Raw genomic sequence first — 15,860 nt, 5'->3', positions numbered from 1 at the left:
CAACACCGTTGGGCGTTGCGCTTGCGTATCAATGAGGTTCTGTTTAGCGCACAGCGAACTCGCCGGCACCTATTTTATAACCTTCTGAAAAGAGTTCAATCGTGTACTTACCGGGCTTGTATGGAATACCACGGGTGTACAGCAATTCGACATTCTGACCGTTGCTGTTGTAGTTCACGGTTTGCTTTGTGGTGTAGATTGTCTCATTGCCATCGACCGTGAACGTACCAGAACCGTTTGCCATATCCGAAACAACGGCACCGGTCGGATCAAGGACCCGAACATATACCTCTTTCGGCTCCTCTTTTGTCAGCGGGTTGTCCAGCAGCGTGTACACAAGTTTGATTTTGTCGAGCCGCTTCGCTTTGTAAGCATCATCGTCGCTTACTTTCCCTTTTCTGTTAACAGCAAATACTTTCACGTTCTGTGCTTTCAGTGCAGCCGCCCGATTCACTTTGGTAGACAGCTCCTGATTCTGACTCACAACGTTGGTTACTGAATCGGCCAGTCGCTGGCGTTCGGTTTTCAAGCCCGTGTTTTCTTCGTTCAGAACCTGGTTGTTGGTTGCCAGCGTAACGTTTTCGCGCTGAAGCTGAGCAATCAGAGTATCTTTCTCTACCAGGAAAGCCTCGTACTGCTTGATTTTAGCGTCATATTTAGCGAGCGAAACGCGGTTGCCCCGGCGCAGAGCCGCCTTGTCGGCCTCCAGCTGAGTTTTCACTTTCTCCAGCTCACTAACATCACCGCCTAATTTCTGAACTTCTGCAATTTTTGCATCAAGGGCCGTCGAAATAGAATCCAGTTTAACCCGAGTGGTCGATAGTTCTTCTACACGCTCAGCGATGGTGACTTCCTGATTTTCGGACACCTTCTTCTGATCGAAATATAAATAACTTGAAACCCCGGCCAGACCAGTCATGATTATCAGAGCTGCCAGCAGGGCACCACTTGTTCTGGATTTTTGCGGATTGTTCTCCATAGCGATTAGATTAAATTAACAGTTAAACATGCACAATTTACTTGTGTAGAGGTTGCTTCATGCAAGGGTAGTTGGTGTAAGAAGGTAGAGTTCAGCTATGGATTTTATCTAAGGTGAAAACTTGTTCTGTAACGTACAAATAGGGTAAGATGTTGTGAAGGTAAGACAAAAAATAATAAGTAATTGTTCCATTAAATAAGTTGATTGACAAATAGTTCGGCCAGTTAATAAATACGACAAAAGGGCAAAAAACGGGAAACTAGGGGTCATGAAAAGCATTTTGGGGCCATGTAACAACATCAGTTTGGCGTGCGTTTTATAGGTAAAAAAACTTGTATGCCTGAGCTTCCCGAAGTTGAAATACGCCGTCAATACCTCGAAACATCGTCTTTGTATCAGACCATAGAACGCATTGACGTTGAGGATAAGAAATTACTGACTACCGACTATCAAATCCTTCTCGAACGCCTGACCGGCCGGCAGTTTACAGGTACCCGCCGGGTGGGTAAAAACTTATTCGTGCTGACCGACGCACAGCACGTAATTGTTCACATGCATTTCGGAATGACGGGCGATCTGGAGTACTACCACGCATCAGTTGATCGCCCCCGCTTTGCCCGCATCGTGTTCGGGTTCAGTAACGGCTTTAACCTTGGGTTTCTTTGCCCCCGGAAATTTGAGCGCATTGGCCTCGTCGATACTATAGACGTTTACCTTGAGCGGAAAAAAATCGGGGACGACGGTCTTGAAATTTCCGTGGAAAAGCTTGCAGAAGCAGTCCGGCGCAAAAAGTCATTGATAAAGCCGGTTCTTCTGGACCAGAGTACAGTGGCTGGGTTGGGTAATTGGATTGTTGATGAAGTGTTGTTTCAGGCTCATGTTCATCCCGAGCAGCGGGCTAATACGTTAACGGATGCGCAGCTTGTCCAGCTACATAGCTCTGTTCAGCTCGTTTTGCAAACCGCTATTCGCTACGAAGCAACGTACCGCGACTTCCCAGCGGATTTCCTTATTCACGTACGGGAGTGGGACGATTCGCCTTACGACGACGTAGAAGCCCACAAATTTTGCCCACGTTGCCGCACCCGGATCGAGCGGAAAGAAGTAGGTGGACGTACCACGTTTTTTTGCCCTAAAGAACAGGTTGTGCCAGATTGAACGTAACTTAAAATTATGTGTTATTGTAGTAAATGTATATACACGTAATGTATGGGTACAGCTCGCACAATTCAATCTATAAGTACCGCAACACCTAACCAAGTAGGCGACGGGTTCGTCGGTCTGAATGCCTTTCATCCACAAAACTCACGTCCCTACAATCCGTTCCTCCTGCTGGATCATCATGGCCCGATGCAGGTGAAACCGTCTGAATACCCCAAGGGAGTGGATCAGCATCCACACAGGGGATTTGAAACCGTAACGATTCTGTACGAAGGTGCATTAGAGCATCGTGATTCAGCTGGTAACCACGGTAAACTCTTTGCCGGGGATGTGCAGTGGATGACGGCGGCTTCGGGGATTGTCCACGAAGAAAAGCACGAGCAGGAATTTTCACGACAGGGTGGTCGGCTGAATTTTGTGCAGTTGTGGGTAAATCTGCCGGCCAAAGACAAAATGAGGCCTCCGCGCTACCAGGATATAGCGGCATCAAACATAGCCAGTGATACGCTGGCGGGTGGCGGTCAGCTGCGCGTCATCGCTGGAGAACTGGCGGGTCTGAAAGGGCCTGCTCACACGTTTAGTCCGGTTTTGCTCGCCGATCTGAGCTTGTCGGCTAATCAGACAGAAATCCTGAATTTCCCTGCTACATTTAATCTGGCTCTGTACGTGCTCACTGGCGAGATTAATCTGGCTGGGTCAACGGTAAGTCGTGGGCAAATTGCACTGACTCGTCAGGATGGCAATACGCTGACTGTAACGGCACTTACGGACTGCAAAATACTGATTCTAAGCGGGGAGCCTATTTTGGAGCCATTGGCAGCATACGGTCCGTTTGTTATGAACTCCCGTGAAGAACTGATCGCAGCTTTCGACGATTTTAAAGCCGGTCGGATGGGTACACTGGCCTGATTTTGAAGGCGATCATAAAGTATGATTCTGAAGACGAGCCGACATCAACTGTGTCGGCTCGTTTGATTTGTTGATACGTATAATTCTTAATTAAAATTAAGCGTCTCTGGCCTATCTGTCGTACGATAGTTAGCGCATAAAAAGCTAAATTCTCGTACTGTATCTTCAGGTTTTTATTGTAGTTTTGACCTAATCAAATCGAAGTGTATTCTATTGGTATTATAAATAGTAAAAAATCATACCATAACAATGGAAAGGATTGCCGGGAAAATTGAAGATACGTTAAGTATACAGGAACGACTCAAGCAGGTGTTTGATGCGCTCGGGCTGACTATTTATCAAATTGCCAAGGAACTAGGCGAGAATCCGTCTAAGTTTTACAATATTTTGAATGGCCGGGCTAAGCCCTCGTATGATACAATTATGAGCTTGCTGGCCTGCTATCCTCAGATTAACGCTGATTTTCTGCTGCGGGGTCTTTCTCCTGTCCTCAATAAGCCGGAAACCAACGCCATGTTGTTACCTACGGATGAGGAGTTGATCGATGTACCCTTCGTACCCGTTAAGTTCTACGCCAGTTTTGTCGAAACATACACCGACGGTTTTGGGCTGAAAGAACTGGAATCGTACCGGGTCAGGGCATCTGTTGCTAAAGGGCACAAGCCGGCCGTTGTTATAGAAATAGCCGGTAATAGCATGAGCCCTCAATTGGTACATGGCGCTAAAATATTGGCGGTGCAGGTTGATCAGGGCGATTGGGAATATCAGTCAGGTGGTGTCTACGCCGTCATGTACCGGGATTTTTTCGTCGTCAAGCGAATTAAAGACAATGAGCTTATTACGCGCAAATACCTGACACTGCATTCCGACAACCCCAATGGCGGTAGTGTCACTGTTGCGTCGCAGGATATTCGGGGCTTGTGGAAAGTGGTCGGCATCGTAGAGGCCCCGGTGGAATAAAGAATTAGTGCCCAATAAGCCGAAGCCCGAGCCACTGCGTAGTGGCTCGGGCTTCGGCTTATTGGGCTGAAGTAATCTAAATGGTAACCTCTTCCTGATGCAGAGCGGCCTTCTGATGGTTCCACATCTCCTGAAAAATCGCGTTGTCACGGCGAAGTTCGACGAACGTTCCCTCAGCAACAACCTGTCCGCTACGTAGAATATAGATGTAATCGAACATCGGCAGCAAGTGCAACCGGTGCAGCGTTGATACCACTGCTTTATCCGAAAACTCCTTGAGCATCTTGTGATAGATCTCAAACTCTGTTTTAGGGTCGACGCTGCTCGTAGGTTCATCCATCAGGACAATGTCGCTCGTCCGGGCGGCTAACACACCCCGCGCCAGGGCAAGTCGTTGCCGTTGGCCGCCCGACAAATTAAGCCCTTTCTCCTGAATGCTGGTTTCCAATCCCTCGGGCAGATGCCGAACGATGTCAGCAAAATGGGCCGTATGGCACACGTGCATAACGTCGTTGTCATCAAAAGGCAGGCCGAGTGTAATGTTGTAGCCAATTGTATTCTCAAAAATTTCCGGCTCCTGCGGCAGCAGCGTTACCGTATCTGAAATCACACTTAGATCCGGGTACGCAACACCGTCAACGTCAATTCGAAGCCCGGCTTCAGCAGGGTAAAGGCCGCGAAGCAGCGTCAGCAATGTGCTTTTACCGGAACCGCTCTCGCCAATCAGCGCGATTCGTTTGCCACGCTCCAGACTCAGATGAACGTTACTCAGACTAGCGGCTTTAGCGGTAGGCAAAGCCTCATCAACCAACGGAGCGTTGACCGTATGCGAGAAGTTTAAGCCGGTGAGTTGAATCTTCTGCCATGCGTCGGGCAGTCCAATGTCTGGTTTCTGTTGCTTATGCGCTGAAAAGGCCTCGCCAATACTGCGGGCCGTCTGAACGTCCGTATTAAACTGGACAATCTGAGTATACTGATACGCTACGTCGTTGAAAACGCTTGTGAACTGGTTTACGTAGCCCAGTAATGTCACGAGACCCCCTACGTAAAATACTGTACCCGGTGTCCAGTTTTGGTAAACGTACCCGGTGGCTACGACGGCATAGATCAGACCAATCAGCATACTGGCCACAAACCATTTCCATTCATTAATACGTACCTGCCGCATAAAAGGCGGGAATATATCAGCGATCCGGCTGCCGAAACCTTCTTCAATGCGTTTTTCGAGCCGCAACGTAATGACAGTACTAATATTGGACAGACTATCGAACAGCGTTGAAGACGCTACGTGCTCGCGTTCGTTGGTTTCGTCAAGCGCCTTAATAAACGGCCGGTCAAACCGAAGAATAATCCACACTGTCAAAACGCCCAGGGCCACACCAATAAGACCAAAGATCGGCGAGAAATAAAGCATTGCCCCGAACGAGAATACAAACTTCGACATGGCATGCAGGTACATGAAACCATTCTGGAAAAATGACTTCAATGCATCATACGCCTTACGGATACGGTTAATAGTCGCGCCACTGTGATGGTCTTTGTGCCATCGTACCGGCAGATGCAACGTCTGATGATATAACTCATCGAGGAAGTTACGGCTAAGATTAAAAGCCAGCCGCCGTTCCAGTACACGAGCCGGACCGTGAAAAGCCCATTCGAGTACTTTTAGGCCCATGAACCCTCCGGCATACATCCAGACAACATCCAGAACGGCTGTGTCTTTCCGCTGAATAGAATCGATAAACCAGCCAAACAGAATGGGGTGCAGCGCAACGACAATGTTCGCTAAGATGAACAGTACATATATCAACACATACTGCCGTTTTTCTTGCCTTGCATAGTGCCAGGCCGTACGGAGTAAGGATAGATACGGATTTTGCATGTTTTTAAGTTACGGTTTAGGTTTCAACGCGAAACCTGCTTACAAAATTGACAGAAAAAAAGAATTTTACATTCATGCTTTCTTTTCATATGTCGACTGTGAGCATAGATTTAATATATTTTTCATAGTAAGCCGATGGAAGGCTTTCAGCGACGCTCATTTGCTTGATTGGTAATCTTTATTTAAGAGTGCTTCTTTTGTTTTTCGATTGGCTTTCAGTAATTTTGCGACCTGATTCGTAAAAAGCGCCGGAAAGCGAACTACCACTCTGTACTTCCCGTTTTAGAATTAGTAGAAACTTAGTATCAACAACATAATGGCTCGCGATTTAAGATTTACGAGGAACATCGGTATTGCTGCCCACATTGATGCGGGCAAGACGACTACTACCGAGCGTATTCTCTATTACTCGGGTGTAAGCCACAAGATCGGTGAGGTACACGAAGGTGCCGCTACGATGGACTGGATGGAGCAGGAGCAGGAGCGGGGTATCACCATCACCTCTGCCGCCACGACTGTTAACTGGAACTACCGGGAGCAGAAGTATCACATCAACATCATTGACACACCGGGTCACGTTGACTTTACCGTAGAGGTAAACCGCTCACTCCGCGTTCTCGACGGTCTGGTGTTCCTGTTCAGCGCCGTTGATGGCGTAGAACCTCAGTCAGAAACCAACTGGCGTCTGGCTAACAACTACAACGTCGCACGTATCGGTTTCGTCAACAAGATGGACCGCGCGGGCGCCGACTTCCTGAACGTTTGCCGTCAGGTGAAAGAAATGCTCGGTAGCTACGCAGTACCTCTGCAGCTGCCGATTGGTGCCGAAGATAACTTCAAAGGCGTCGTTGACCTCGTCAACTTCCGGGGTATCCAGTGGAACGAACACGACAAAGGTATGACCTTTGTTGAGGTGCCTATCCCGGACGATATGCTGGAAGAAGCGACCGAGTGGCGTGAAAAACTGCTCGAAGCCGTAGCTGAGTTCGACGAAACGCTGATGGAAAAATACTTTGAAGATCCTGACTCGATCTCCGAAGATGAAATTCTGGCAGCTTTGCGTCAGGCTACGATCAGTATGAAGATCGTTCCGATGCTTTGCGGTTCTTCATTCAAGAACAAGGGTGTTCAAACCATGCTCGACTATGTGATGGCTCTGTTGCCGTCACCGCTCGACAAGGAGAGCATCAAAGGTACCAATCCTAATACGGGCGAAGAAATATCTCGTCGCCCGAGTTCTGAAGAGCCGTTTGCCGCTTTGGCGTTCAAGATCGCTACCGACCCCTACGTAGGTCGTCTGTGCTTTGTGCGTTCGTACTCAGGTACACTGGAGTCAGGTTCTTATGTTCTGAACAACCGTTCGGGCAACAAAGAACGTATCTCGCGTATCTTCCAGATGCACGCCAACAAGCAGAACCAGATCGAGCGCCTGGAGGCAGGTGACATCGGTGCTGTAGTGGGCTTTAAAGATATCAAAACTGGTGATACCCTGTCGGACGAGAAGCATCCTATTGAACTTGAGTCAATGGTATTCCCCGATCCGGTTATTGGTTATGCGATCGAACCGAAGAAAACGGCTGATCAGGATAACTTCAGTAAGGCTATTACCAAACTGATTGAAGAAGACCCAACGCTCCAGGTCGAATCGAACGAAGAGACTGGCCAGACAATTATCCGTGGTATGGGTGAGCTTCACCTTGAGATTATCATTGACCGTATGCGTCGTGAATTCAAGGTAGAAGTAAACCAGGGTGCACCACAGGTAGCTTATAAAGAAGTTCTGACCAAGAAAGTAGAAGGTCACCGCGAGGTGTATAAGAAACAAACCGGTGGTCGGGGTAAGTTTGCCGACATTGTGTTTGACCTTGGTCCCCGCGATCCGGAAGAAGATGGAACGGTTAAGCCGGGCTTGCAATTTGAGAATGCTATCGTCGGTGGTGTGATTCCAAAAGAATTCATCCAACCTGTTCAGAAAGGCTTTGAAGAGTCGCTCAAGAACGGACCGCTGGCGGGCTTCCCGCTCGAAAGCATGAAGGTGCGGTTGTTCCATGGTTCATACCATGATGTTGACTCCGATTCGCTGTCGTTCGAACTCGCTGCCCGGATTGGCTTCAAAGAAGCCGCCCGTCAGGCTGGTCCGAAATTACTCGAACCGATCATGGCTGTTGAAGTAATCACGCCGGAAGAATACACCGGTCCGATTACAGGCGACCTGAACCGTCGGCGGGGTATGATGAAAGGTATGGATACGAAAGCTGGTTCGCAGGTTATCAAAGCAGACGTTCCTCTGTCGGAACTGTTTGGTTACGTAACCGACTTGCGCACAATGTCATCTGGCCGTGCAACAGCCAACCTGACGTTCTCACATTACGAGATTGTGCCGCAGAACATCGCTGACAACGTAATTGCAAAAGAAAAGGGCACTGGAAAGGCCTAATCTATAAGCATTGGGCAGCAAGTTGAAATAGACTGCTGCCCATTTTTTGTGCCGTTCGGAGTAAATGGTTCTTTCGGCGGTATCTTATTTAAACACATAACGAACCAAGTATCATGAGTCAAAAAATTCGCATTAAGCTGAAGTCATTCGACCATACGCTGGTCGACAAATCAGCTGAGAAAATTGTCAAAGCCGTTAAATCAACGGGTGCTATTGTAAGTGGTCCCATTCCTCTTCCAACAGACAAGGAAATTTATACGGTCCTGCGCTCACCGCACGTCAACAAAAAGTCTCGGGAGCAATTTCAGCTTTGCACGTATAAGCGTCTGGTAGATATCTACAGTAGTAGTGCAAAAACTGTTGATGCGTTGATGAAGCTTGAGCTGCCCAGTGGGGTAGATGTGGAAATCAAAGTATAATAGGTTGACAGTTTGATGTAAATTGTAAGAAAAGTTTGGGATGATCCTAAACTTTTCTTACTTTTGCACTCCCAAACTCGGAAGTTGCACAAACGACATACGAAGGTGAAGGTCTGTTTTAGTCACTATGACTTAGCAGAAACCACATCTGACTTTCCGACAAGCACGGTTGCTTTAGCGCAGACGTACGCTGTCAGTTCAAGGTCAGGTGTAGTACGCCTGGCCTTTTTTGTTTGAATGATACGCTTGATTAATAAGCAGATAGAGTTGCAAAACGCTTCTGTTTTACCTAATTTTGCGGCTCCGTTTTTACGGGAGTAGTTTTTCATTTACCTGCTTACTTTAAACAAACACAAATGTCTGGTTTAATTGGCAAGAAAATCGGGATGACCAGCGTGTACAATGCGGACGGGCAGGCTCTGGCATGTACAGTGATTGAAACAGGTCCCTGTGTCGTTACTCAGGTTCGTACTGTCGAAAAAGACGGGTACGAAGCCGTGCAACTGGGTTTCGGTGAGAAAAAAGAAAAGCACACAAACAAGCCTGAGCTTGGCCATTTCAAAAAGGCGGGCACTACACCAAAGCGGAAGCTGGTTGAATTCAAAGAATTTGAACAGGGATTAGACCTTGGACAAACCTTGAAAGCCGCTGACGTTTTTGTTGAAGGAGATTTCGTCGACGTTGTAGGCACTGCAAAAGGTCGCGGTTTCCAGGGTGTAGTAAAACGTCATGGTTTCGGCGGGGTAGGCGGTCAGACGCACGGTCAGCACAACCGGCAGCGCCACCCAGGTTCTATTGGTGCATGTTCATTCCCCTCTCGCGTATTTAAAGGCCTTCGTATGGCCGGGCGCATGGGTGGCAATCGCGTAAAGGTGCAGAACCTGCGCGTCCTGCGGGTGTTGTCCGATCAGAACTTGCTGGTAGTAAGCGGTTCGATTCCGGGTGCTAAGAATTCGTACGTTATTATTGAGAAGTAGGCCATGGAAGTAATCGTATATAACAGTAAGGGCGAGGACACCGGCAAAAAGGTTACGCTGCCAGAAGAGATTTTTGGTATTGAGCCTAACCAGCACGCGATTTATCTCGACGTGAAACAGCACCTGGCCAATCAACGCCAAGGCACGCATAAATCAAAAGAGCGCGCTGAGAATGCTCACTCAACCCGGAAAATTAAAAAACAGAAGGGTACGGGTGGCGCTCGGGCGGGTAGCATTAAATCGCCCGTGTTTGTTGGCGGTGGTACCATTTTTGGTCCCCGTCCGCGCGACTATAGCTTCAAGCTGAACAAGAAAGTTAAAGCATTGGCCCGCAAGTCAGCTTTAGCTGTAAAAGCACAGGCTAACAACATTTCGGTAATTGATAACATTACCCTGGAAGCGCCACGTACAAAAGATTACGTGCAGTTTCTGAACGATTTGAATCTGACAGGTCGTAAAACACTGTTGATTCTGCCGAATGTTGACACAAACGTAGTGCTTTCGAGCCGGAACATCCAGAAGACGAAAGTAATGACGGCAGCGCAGGTCAACACGTATGATCTGATGAACGCTGATCAACTGCTTATTAGCGAAGAAGCCCTGTCGACCCTTCAAACTCTTTTTGACAAGTAATCATGAACGTTCTGAAGAGACCGATTATCACGGAAAAGATGACGGACCTGAATAAGCAGGGTAAATATGCTTTTGAAGTCGAATTGAAAGCCAATAAGCTTGAGATTCGGAAGGCCGTCGAGAAAATGTATGGGGTCAACGTTGAAACGGTTCATACGATGCGGACGCTGGGCAAAAAGCGAAGCAAAAACATCAATGGCCGCATTGTAACGGGAAGAACCTCAACCACCAAGAAAGCAATTGTGACGGTAGCAGAGGGTGAAGTCATTGACATCTACGCAGATCTGTAAACACCTGTTACCACACGTAATTATCAGTCATGGGAGTTAAGAAACTAAGACCAGTAACGCCAGGAACCCGTCAGCGCGTGGCTCCTGATTTTGCGGAACTGACAGCCTCCAGACCAGAGAAGAGTCTGCTGGAGCCCCTGAAGAAGACCGGCGGCCGTAATAACCAGGGCCGTCGCACTATGCGCTACATCGGTGGTGGTCATAAGCGGCATTACCGCATCATTGACTTTAAGCGCGATAAAGTCGGCGTTCCTGCCGAAGTCCTGACTGTCGAATACGATCCGAACCGTTCAGCTCGGATTTCTTTAGTACAGTATGCTGATGGCGAAAAGCGCTACATCATTGCGCCACAGGGTATCGCGGTTGGCCAGAAAGTTCAGTCGGGCGAAGGTGCAACCCCGGATGTGGGTAATGCGCTCCCGCTAAACATAATGCCAATTGGTACTATCGTCCACAACATCGAGTTACATCCTGGAAAAGGGGGGGCTATGGCCCGTTCAGCCGGCACGTATGCTCAGTTGGTAGGTCGCGAAGATAAGTACGCTATTCTGCGGATGCCGTCTGGCGAAACCCGTCGGGTACTAGGTGTTTGCATGGCTACGGTTGGATCTGTATCTAACCCTGATCACATGAACGTTGTGCTCGGTAAGGCTGGTCGTAACCGCTGGTTAGGTCGCCGTCCGCGTGTACGTGGTGTTGCGATGAACCCGATCGATCACCCCATGGGTGGTGGTGAAGGCCGGGCATCTGGTGGTCACCCGCGTTCACGGAATGGTCAGATTGCCAAAGGTTTGAAAACTCGTAAGCCAAACAAGGCATCTGATAACTTAATCATTAGCCGACGCAAAAAATAATAGATAAATGGCACGTTCACTTAAGAAAGGCCCCTATATAGATTTTCGTCTGGACAACAAAGTACAGACGATGAACGACTCGGGCAAGAAGTCGGTTATCAAAACCTGGTCGCGCCGTTCCATGATTTCTCCTGATTTCGTCGGTCATACGTTCGCTGTGCATAACGGCAACAAGTTTATTCCGGTCTACGTCACTGAAAACATGGTAGGTCACAAGTTGGGTGAGTTTGCACCGACCCGTAACTTCCGGGGACATACCGCTAAAAAGGATAAGGGCAAGCGATAAGCAAGTTTACGGTTTACGGATTCAGTTTCCCTAGTTGATTCAAACTGAAGACCGGTAACTGAAAACGGAAAACTTCAAAAAAATGGAAGCAGTAGCAAAGCTTAAAAATGTGCCCACTTCGCCCCGTAAAATGCGGTTGATCGCTGACCTGATTCGTGGGCAGCGCGTTAGCCGGGCGTTGGGTCTCCTGAAATATCAGCCGCAGGCAGGTGCCGCCATATTGCAAAAAGTGCTTTTGTCGGCCGTTGCTAACTGGCAGCAAAAGAACGAGGACGAACGTATTGAAGACGCCGACCTCTACGTAAAAACGATCTTTGTTGATGGAGGGCCAATGCTGAAGCGTCTGCGTCCTGCACCACAGGGCCGTGGACACCGGATCCGCAAGCGTTCTAATCATATCACAATTGTGATCGACAGCGCTGCAGCCCCGGTATTGTCAGACAGTGAAGCAACCACGCAAACATCCGAAAACGAGTAACACCGAATGGGACAGAAAATAAATCCGGTTAGCTTGCGGCTTGGTATTGTCCGCGGCTGGGAATCAAGCTGGTACGGCGGTAAAGAGTTTTCTGATAAGCTCGTTGAAGACGAAAAAATCAGAAAATACATCGCAGCCCGTATCCCGAAAGGGGCAATTGCGCGGGTTGTGATTGAGCGTACCCTCAAACGCATTACGCTGACAATCCACACGGCCCGTCCGGGTATCGTTATCGGTAAAGGCGGTGGAGAAGTTGATAAGATTAAGGAAGAGTTGAAGAAGATCACCGGTAAGGACGTTCAGATCAACATCTTTGAAATCAAACGACCTGAAATAGATGCGAAACTGATCGGTGAAGCAATCGCCCAGCAGCTTCAGGCACGTATCTCGTTCCGGCGCGCGATGAAGCAGGCAATCAGTTCTGCTATGCGTGTAGGCGCTCAGGGAATTAAGGTAAAGGTATCAGGTCGTCTGGGCGGTGCTGAAATTGCACGTTCAGAGCAATACAAAGAGGGCCGGGTTCCTCTTCACACACTGCGGGCTGATATTGATTATGCCATTTCAGAGGCACAGACCATCTACGGCAAGATCGGTATCAAAGTTTGGGTATTCAAAGGCGAAGTATACGGCAAGCGCGATCTGTCGCCGGCTGCTATGATGAGCCAGGCCCAGGCCAATGACCGTAATGCAGACCGGGGTGGTGATCGCGGTGAGCGTCGTCCGCGCGGAGATCGGGATGGTAATGATCGTGGTGGTCGCAACCGGAACGAGCGTGGTGGTGGTGATCGTGGTGGCCGGGGTGGTAATAACCGTGGCGGTGGAAACCGTGGCGGTGGAAACAGACGATAAATGGTCAAGCAGTTGGTTGGCCCAGTTAGAAGACAGAAACTGACTAACCAACCACTGTCCGACTGACTAACTACTACTAAGTCATGTTACAGCCAAGAAGAACCAAATTTCGCAAACAGCATAAAGGTCGGATTCCGGGCATCGCTTCACGTGGCCATGAGATTGCCTTCGGTACGTTTGCGATCAAGTCACTGGAACCGGGTCGTATTACGGCTCGGCAGATTGAAGCAGCTCGTATTTCTGTAACGCGGGCTATGAAACGTGAAGGGCAGGTCTGGATTCGAATTTTTCCAGATAAACCGATTACTAAAAAGCCTGCCGAAGTGCGGATGGGTAAAGGTAAAGGTGCTCCTGAATACTGGGTTGCTGTTGTTAAACCGGGAACCATCATGTTTGAAGCAACGGGTGTTCCCCTTGAAACAGGCATGGAGGCCCTCCGGCTGGCCGCTCAGAAACTGCCGGTACGAACCAAATTTGTTGTACGGCGGGATTACCAGGAAGGACAGCAAGCGTAATTCATAAGCGACTAAGCAAATGAAGAAAGAAGATTTTAAGCCCATGTCAGCCGACGAGTTGCGTAATGAAATTACTGCTGAACAGGACCGGCTGTTGAAGTTGAAGTTTGCGCATGCCGTTTCTCCCATTGAGAATCCTATGCGTATTCGCGAGAGCCGTAAGCGGATTGCTCGTCTGAAAACCGAGTTGACAGTAAAAACACGGCAAGCCTAATTATATAGTACGATGGAACAGCAGCAGGAGCAGCAGCCCGTACAAGGGCAAGAGCCAGCGGCAAGCGTTGAGCAAACCGCAACAGCTCCAGTACAAACTTCTCAGGAAGGAACTGGACGGAATGCACGGAAAGAGCGGATCGGTAAAGTGGTTAGCAACAAGATGCAGAAAACAATTACTGTAGCTGTTGACCGTAAAGTGAAGCACCCGATGTACGGTAAATTTATGCACCGTACTAAGAAATTTATGGCTCACGATGAAAACCAGGAGTGTGGTATCGGTGACACGGTTCGCATCATGGAAACTCGTCCGCTGAGCAAGAACAAGCGTTGGAGACTAGTCGAAATCATTGAAAAGGCGAAGTAAGCCATGGTACAGCAAGAATCAAGACTGAGTGTAGCCGATAACAGTGGCGCTAAAGAAGTGCTGGTTATCCGCGTTCTGGGCGGTACCGGTAAGCGCTACGCAACAGTAGGTGATAAAATTGTTGTGACGGTAAAGCAGGCTTTGTCGTCGAGCAATATGAAAAAGGGTACGGTATCAAAAGCTGTAGTTGTTCGCACTAAAAAGGAAGTACGCCGGAAAGATGGATCGTACATCCGGTTCGAAGACAACGCAGCCGTACTGCTGAATAATAACGATGAGCCGCGGGGTACCCGAATCTTTGGACCTGTCGCACGCGAACTGCGCGAGAAGCAGTTTATGAAAATTGTATCGTTAGCACCCGAGGTACTGTAAAAAATGGAAAAGAAAGTAAAGCTGCCGAAACATAAGTTTCATATTAAGACCGGCGATATCGTATTGGTCATTGGAGGTAACTCAAAAGGTCAGCGCGGGGTGGTAAAGGAAGTCATTGTGGAAAAAGATCGGGCTCGTGTTGAAGGGGTCGCTATGATTACGAAGCACTTGAAGCCGACTGCTCAAAATCCACAGGGAAGCCTCGAAAAAACGGAAGGATCAATTCACATCAGTAATCTGATGGTAGTGGATCCGACGACAGGGGAACCTACTCGTACCGGCCGCAAGTTGAACGAAAAGGGTAAACTGCAGCGCTTCTCAAAGAAGACAGGCAATTTTATTCCTGACGGAGGTCGTAAGTAAACCAGAAAAGGTCTAAAGAGATGGCAACGCCAAGACTGAAAGAAAAATATTTGAACGAAGTCGTACCTCAGTTGAAGGAAAGATTTCAGTATAAGTCGGTTATGCAAGTACCGCGGCTGAGCAAAATCGTAATCAATAAAGGTATTGGAGCAGCAGTCGCTGATAAGAAACTGGTTGACGTTGGGGTAGATGAGCTGACAACCATCACAGGTCAGAAAGCCGTCGCAACCATGTCGAAGAAAGCCGTTTCAAACTTCAAACTGCGCGAAAACATGCCAATTGGTGCGAAAGTTACACTTCGCGGTGATCGGATGTTCGAATTCCTTGATCGTCTGACTACGGTTTCATTACCGCGGGTACGGGACTTCAAAGGCGTTAATGACAAAGGATTTGATGGTCGGGGAAACTACACATTTGGTGTTCAGGAGCAGATTATCTTTCCTGAGATCAGCATCGATAAAGTAGCCCGTATTTCAGGCATGGACATCACTTTTGTAACGACGGCAACATCTGATAACGAAAGCTACGAGTTACTGAAAGCACTGGGTATGCCATTCGCTAACGCTGGTAAGAAATAACCGACAAAGGTTTAAATCATGGCAAAAGAATCGATTAAAGCACGGGAACGGAAGCGCGAAGCACTAGTAGCGAAGTACGCAGCGAAGCGTGCGGCCCTAAAAGCAGCCGGTGACTACGTTGGCCTTGACAAGTTGCCTAAAAACGCATCGCCAGTACGGCTGCACAACCGTTGCAAACTGACGGGTCGTCCGCGAGGCTACATGCGTAAGTTCGGCATCTCACGGGTAACATTCCGGGAGATGGCTTCGGCAGGTAAAATTCCAGGCGTAACCAAGGCAAGCTGGTAAGCCCAATCATCATTTTCATTTGTAATTCTGTTTCCGTAATTTTGCGAACT

The 15,860-nt window shown here is 48.5% G+C and carries 22 protein-coding genes; 19 read left to right on the top strand and 3 right to left on the bottom strand.

The genetic code is table 11. The annotated features are described in order from the left end of the window. Nucleotides 1-43: 43 nt before the first annotated feature. A complete protein-coding gene (locus tag DYU11_RS04310; RefSeq protein ID WP_119666376.1) occupies nt 44-979 on the bottom strand; it encodes a DUF8428 domain-containing protein in 936 nt (311 codons plus the stop codon). 336 nt (nt 980-1,315) lie between these two features. Here DYU11_RS04310 and DYU11_RS04305 point away from each other — a divergent pair, with 336 nt between their 5' ends. From DYU11_RS04305 to DYU11_RS04295, 3 genes are all read left to right on the top strand, one after another. Then, a complete protein-coding gene (locus DYU11_RS04305; protein WP_119666375.1) occupies nt 1,316-2,137 on the top strand; it encodes an Fpg/Nei family DNA glycosylase in 822 nt (273 codons plus the stop codon). 51 nt (nt 2,138-2,188) lie between these two features. Then, a complete protein-coding gene (locus DYU11_RS04300; RefSeq protein WP_119666374.1) occupies nt 2,189-3,049 on the top strand; it encodes a pirin family protein in 861 nt (286 codons plus the stop codon). Between the two features lie 249 nt (nt 3,050-3,298). Further along, nucleotides 3,299-4,009, top strand: coding sequence for a LexA family transcriptional regulator (locus tag DYU11_RS04295; protein WP_199736660.1), 711 nt, complete (start codon nt 3,299-3,301; stop codon nt 4,007-4,009). A 76-nt stretch (nt 4,010-4,085) separates the two neighbouring features. Here the strand turns inward: DYU11_RS04295 and DYU11_RS04290 are convergent, their stop codons facing one another. Continuing rightward, nucleotides 4,086-5,891, bottom strand: a complete 1,806-nt coding sequence (locus tag DYU11_RS04290) for an ABC transporter ATP-binding protein (protein ID WP_119666373.1) — start codon at nt 5,889-5,891, stop codon at nt 4,086-4,088. 316 nt (nt 5,892-6,207) lie between these two features. Here DYU11_RS04290 and fusA point away from each other — a divergent pair, with 316 nt between their 5' ends. Both fusA and rpsJ read left to right on the top strand, forming a co-directional pair. Continuing rightward, nucleotides 6,208-8,328 carry an elongation factor G gene (gene fusA, locus DYU11_RS04285; protein ID WP_119666372.1) on the top strand — a complete coding sequence of 707 codons (2,121 nt, stop codon included), beginning with the start codon at nt 6,208-6,210 and terminating at the stop codon, nt 8,326-8,328. 113 nt (nt 8,329-8,441) lie between these two features. After that, nucleotides 8,442-8,747 (top strand): 30S ribosomal protein S10, encoded by a 306-nt coding sequence (rpsJ, locus tag DYU11_RS04280; protein ID WP_119666371.1) that lies wholly within the window; start codon nt 8,442-8,444, stop codon nt 8,745-8,747. A gap of 125 nt (nt 8,748-8,872) precedes the next feature. Here rpsJ and DYU11_RS32940 read toward each other — a convergent pair whose 3' ends face one another. Beyond that, complete coding sequence (locus tag DYU11_RS32940; RefSeq protein WP_147367884.1) at nt 8,873-9,076, bottom strand: hypothetical protein; 204 nt, start codon at nt 9,074-9,076, stop codon at nt 8,873-8,875. A gap of 27 nt (nt 9,077-9,103) precedes the next feature. On the opposite strand from DYU11_RS32940, the gene rplC reads away from it, so the two are divergent. From rplC to rpsN, 14 genes are all read left to right on the top strand, one after another. Continuing rightward, nucleotides 9,104-9,724 (top strand): 50S ribosomal protein L3, encoded by a 621-nt coding sequence (gene rplC, locus DYU11_RS04275; protein ID WP_119666370.1) that lies wholly within the window; start codon nt 9,104-9,106, stop codon nt 9,722-9,724. 3 nt (nt 9,725-9,727) lie between these two features. Then, the gene (rplD, locus tag DYU11_RS04270) at nt 9,728-10,357 is read left to right on the top strand and encodes a 50S ribosomal protein L4 (protein WP_119666369.1); all 630 of its coding nucleotides are present in this window, start codon (nt 9,728-9,730) and stop codon (nt 10,355-10,357) included. Nucleotides 10,358-10,359: 2 nt separating this feature from the next. Beyond that, on the top strand, nt 10,360-10,647 hold the full coding sequence (rplW, locus tag DYU11_RS04265) for a 50S ribosomal protein L23 (protein WP_119666368.1): 288 nt from the start codon (nt 10,360-10,362) through the stop codon (nt 10,645-10,647). Between the two features lie 29 nt (nt 10,648-10,676). Then, nucleotides 10,677-11,501: a 50S ribosomal protein L2 gene (gene rplB, locus DYU11_RS04260; protein ID WP_119666367.1), complete on the top strand. Its 825-nt coding sequence runs from the start codon at nt 10,677-10,679 to the stop codon at nt 11,499-11,501. 7 nt (nt 11,502-11,508) lie between these two features. Next, nucleotides 11,509-11,787, top strand: coding sequence for a 30S ribosomal protein S19 (gene rpsS / locus DYU11_RS04255; protein ID WP_009284818.1), 279 nt, complete (start codon nt 11,509-11,511; stop codon nt 11,785-11,787). An 82-nt stretch (nt 11,788-11,869) separates the two neighbouring features. Then, nucleotides 11,870-12,265: a 50S ribosomal protein L22 gene (gene rplV, locus DYU11_RS04250; RefSeq protein WP_119666366.1), complete on the top strand. Its 396-nt coding sequence runs from the start codon at nt 11,870-11,872 to the stop codon at nt 12,263-12,265. Nucleotides 12,266-12,271: 6 nt separating this feature from the next. Continuing rightward, on the top strand, nt 12,272-13,114 hold the full coding sequence (rpsC, locus tag DYU11_RS04245) for a 30S ribosomal protein S3 (protein ID WP_119666365.1): 843 nt from the start codon (nt 12,272-12,274) through the stop codon (nt 13,112-13,114). Nucleotides 13,115-13,197: 83 nt separating this feature from the next. Then, a complete protein-coding gene (gene rplP / locus DYU11_RS04240; protein WP_119666364.1) occupies nt 13,198-13,629 on the top strand; it encodes a 50S ribosomal protein L16 in 432 nt (143 codons plus the stop codon). Nucleotides 13,630-13,648: 19 nt separating this feature from the next. Further along, nucleotides 13,649-13,843 (top strand): 50S ribosomal protein L29, encoded by a 195-nt coding sequence (rpmC, locus tag DYU11_RS04235; protein ID WP_119666363.1) that lies wholly within the window; start codon nt 13,649-13,651, stop codon nt 13,841-13,843. A 138-nt stretch (nt 13,844-13,981) separates the two neighbouring features. Next, on the top strand, nt 13,982-14,209 hold the full coding sequence (gene rpsQ / locus DYU11_RS33580) for a 30S ribosomal protein S17 (RefSeq protein ID WP_040006866.1): 228 nt from the start codon (nt 13,982-13,984) through the stop codon (nt 14,207-14,209). 3 nt (nt 14,210-14,212) lie between these two features. Then, nucleotides 14,213-14,581, top strand: a complete 369-nt coding sequence (rplN, locus tag DYU11_RS04225; protein WP_009284812.1) for a 50S ribosomal protein L14 — start codon at nt 14,213-14,215, stop codon at nt 14,579-14,581. A 3-nt stretch (nt 14,582-14,584) separates the two neighbouring features. Then, the gene (rplX, locus tag DYU11_RS04220) at nt 14,585-14,944 is read left to right on the top strand and encodes a 50S ribosomal protein L24 (RefSeq protein WP_119666361.1); all 360 of its coding nucleotides are present in this window, start codon (nt 14,585-14,587) and stop codon (nt 14,942-14,944) included. 20 nt (nt 14,945-14,964) lie between these two features. Beyond that, nucleotides 14,965-15,522, top strand: coding sequence for a 50S ribosomal protein L5 (rplE, locus tag DYU11_RS04215; protein WP_119666360.1), 558 nt, complete (start codon nt 14,965-14,967; stop codon nt 15,520-15,522). An 18-nt stretch (nt 15,523-15,540) separates the two neighbouring features. Then, a complete protein-coding gene (gene rpsN, locus DYU11_RS04210; RefSeq protein WP_009284809.1) occupies nt 15,541-15,810 on the top strand; it encodes a 30S ribosomal protein S14 in 270 nt (89 codons plus the stop codon). The last annotated feature ends 50 nt before the right edge of the window (nt 15,811-15,860 follow it).

It is taken from the genome of Fibrisoma montanum (assembly GCF_003583365.1).
Taxonomy (GTDB): Bacteria; Bacteroidota; Bacteroidia; order Cytophagales; family Spirosomataceae; genus Fibrisoma; species Fibrisoma montanum.
The sequence above is the reverse complement of the archived record's forward strand: the minus strand, read 5'-3'. Positions and strand labels throughout refer to the sequence as shown.

What these genes read in the sequence shown, in the direction of transcription:
- DYU11_RS04290 (WP_119666373.1), bottom strand. Translation starts at nt 5,891, where the DNA reads ATGCAAAATCCGTATCTATCCTTACTCCGTACGGCCTGGCACTATGCA.
- rpsN (WP_009284809.1), top strand. Translation starts at nt 15,541, where the DNA reads ATGGCAAAAGAATCGATTAAAGCACGGGAACGGAAGCGCGAAGCACTA.
- rplX (WP_119666361.1), top strand. Translation starts at nt 14,585, where the DNA reads ATGGAAAAGAAAGTAAAGCTGCCGAAACATAAGTTTCATATTAAGACC.
- DYU11_RS04305 (WP_119666375.1), top strand. Translation starts at nt 1,316, where the DNA reads ATGCCTGAGCTTCCCGAAGTTGAAATACGCCGTCAATACCTCGAAACA.
- rplN (WP_009284812.1), top strand. Translation starts at nt 14,213, where the DNA reads ATGGTACAGCAAGAATCAAGACTGAGTGTAGCCGATAACAGTGGCGCT.
- rplV (WP_119666366.1), top strand. Translation starts at nt 11,870, where the DNA reads ATGGAAGCAGTAGCAAAGCTTAAAAATGTGCCCACTTCGCCCCGTAAA.
- rplW (WP_119666368.1), top strand. Translation starts at nt 10,360, where the DNA reads ATGAACGTTCTGAAGAGACCGATTATCACGGAAAAGATGACGGACCTG.
- rplD (WP_119666369.1), top strand. Translation starts at nt 9,728, where the DNA reads ATGGAAGTAATCGTATATAACAGTAAGGGCGAGGACACCGGCAAAAAG.
- rplB (WP_119666367.1), top strand. Translation starts at nt 10,677, where the DNA reads ATGGGAGTTAAGAAACTAAGACCAGTAACGCCAGGAACCCGTCAGCGC.
- rpsC (WP_119666365.1), top strand. Translation starts at nt 12,272, where the DNA reads ATGGGACAGAAAATAAATCCGGTTAGCTTGCGGCTTGGTATTGTCCGC.
- rpsS (WP_009284818.1), top strand. Translation starts at nt 11,509, where the DNA reads ATGGCACGTTCACTTAAGAAAGGCCCCTATATAGATTTTCGTCTGGAC.
- rplC (WP_119666370.1), top strand. Translation starts at nt 9,104, where the DNA reads ATGTCTGGTTTAATTGGCAAGAAAATCGGGATGACCAGCGTGTACAAT.
- DYU11_RS04295 (WP_199736660.1), top strand. Translation starts at nt 3,299, where the DNA reads ATGGAAAGGATTGCCGGGAAAATTGAAGATACGTTAAGTATACAGGAA.
- DYU11_RS04310 (WP_119666376.1), bottom strand. Translation starts at nt 979, where the DNA reads ATGGAGAACAATCCGCAAAAATCCAGAACAAGTGGTGCCCTGCTGGCA.
- rpsJ (WP_119666371.1), top strand. Translation starts at nt 8,442, where the DNA reads ATGAGTCAAAAAATTCGCATTAAGCTGAAGTCATTCGACCATACGCTG.
- DYU11_RS32940 (WP_147367884.1), bottom strand. Translation starts at nt 9,076, where the DNA reads ATGAAAAACTACTCCCGTAAAAACGGAGCCGCAAAATTAGGTAAAACA.
- rplE (WP_119666360.1), top strand. Translation starts at nt 14,965, where the DNA reads ATGGCAACGCCAAGACTGAAAGAAAAATATTTGAACGAAGTCGTACCT.
- fusA (WP_119666372.1), top strand. Translation starts at nt 6,208, where the DNA reads ATGGCTCGCGATTTAAGATTTACGAGGAACATCGGTATTGCTGCCCAC.
- DYU11_RS04300 (WP_119666374.1), top strand. Translation starts at nt 2,189, where the DNA reads ATGGGTACAGCTCGCACAATTCAATCTATAAGTACCGCAACACCTAAC.
- rplP (WP_119666364.1), top strand. Translation starts at nt 13,198, where the DNA reads ATGTTACAGCCAAGAAGAACCAAATTTCGCAAACAGCATAAAGGTCGG.
- rpmC (WP_119666363.1), top strand. Translation starts at nt 13,649, where the DNA reads ATGAAGAAAGAAGATTTTAAGCCCATGTCAGCCGACGAGTTGCGTAAT.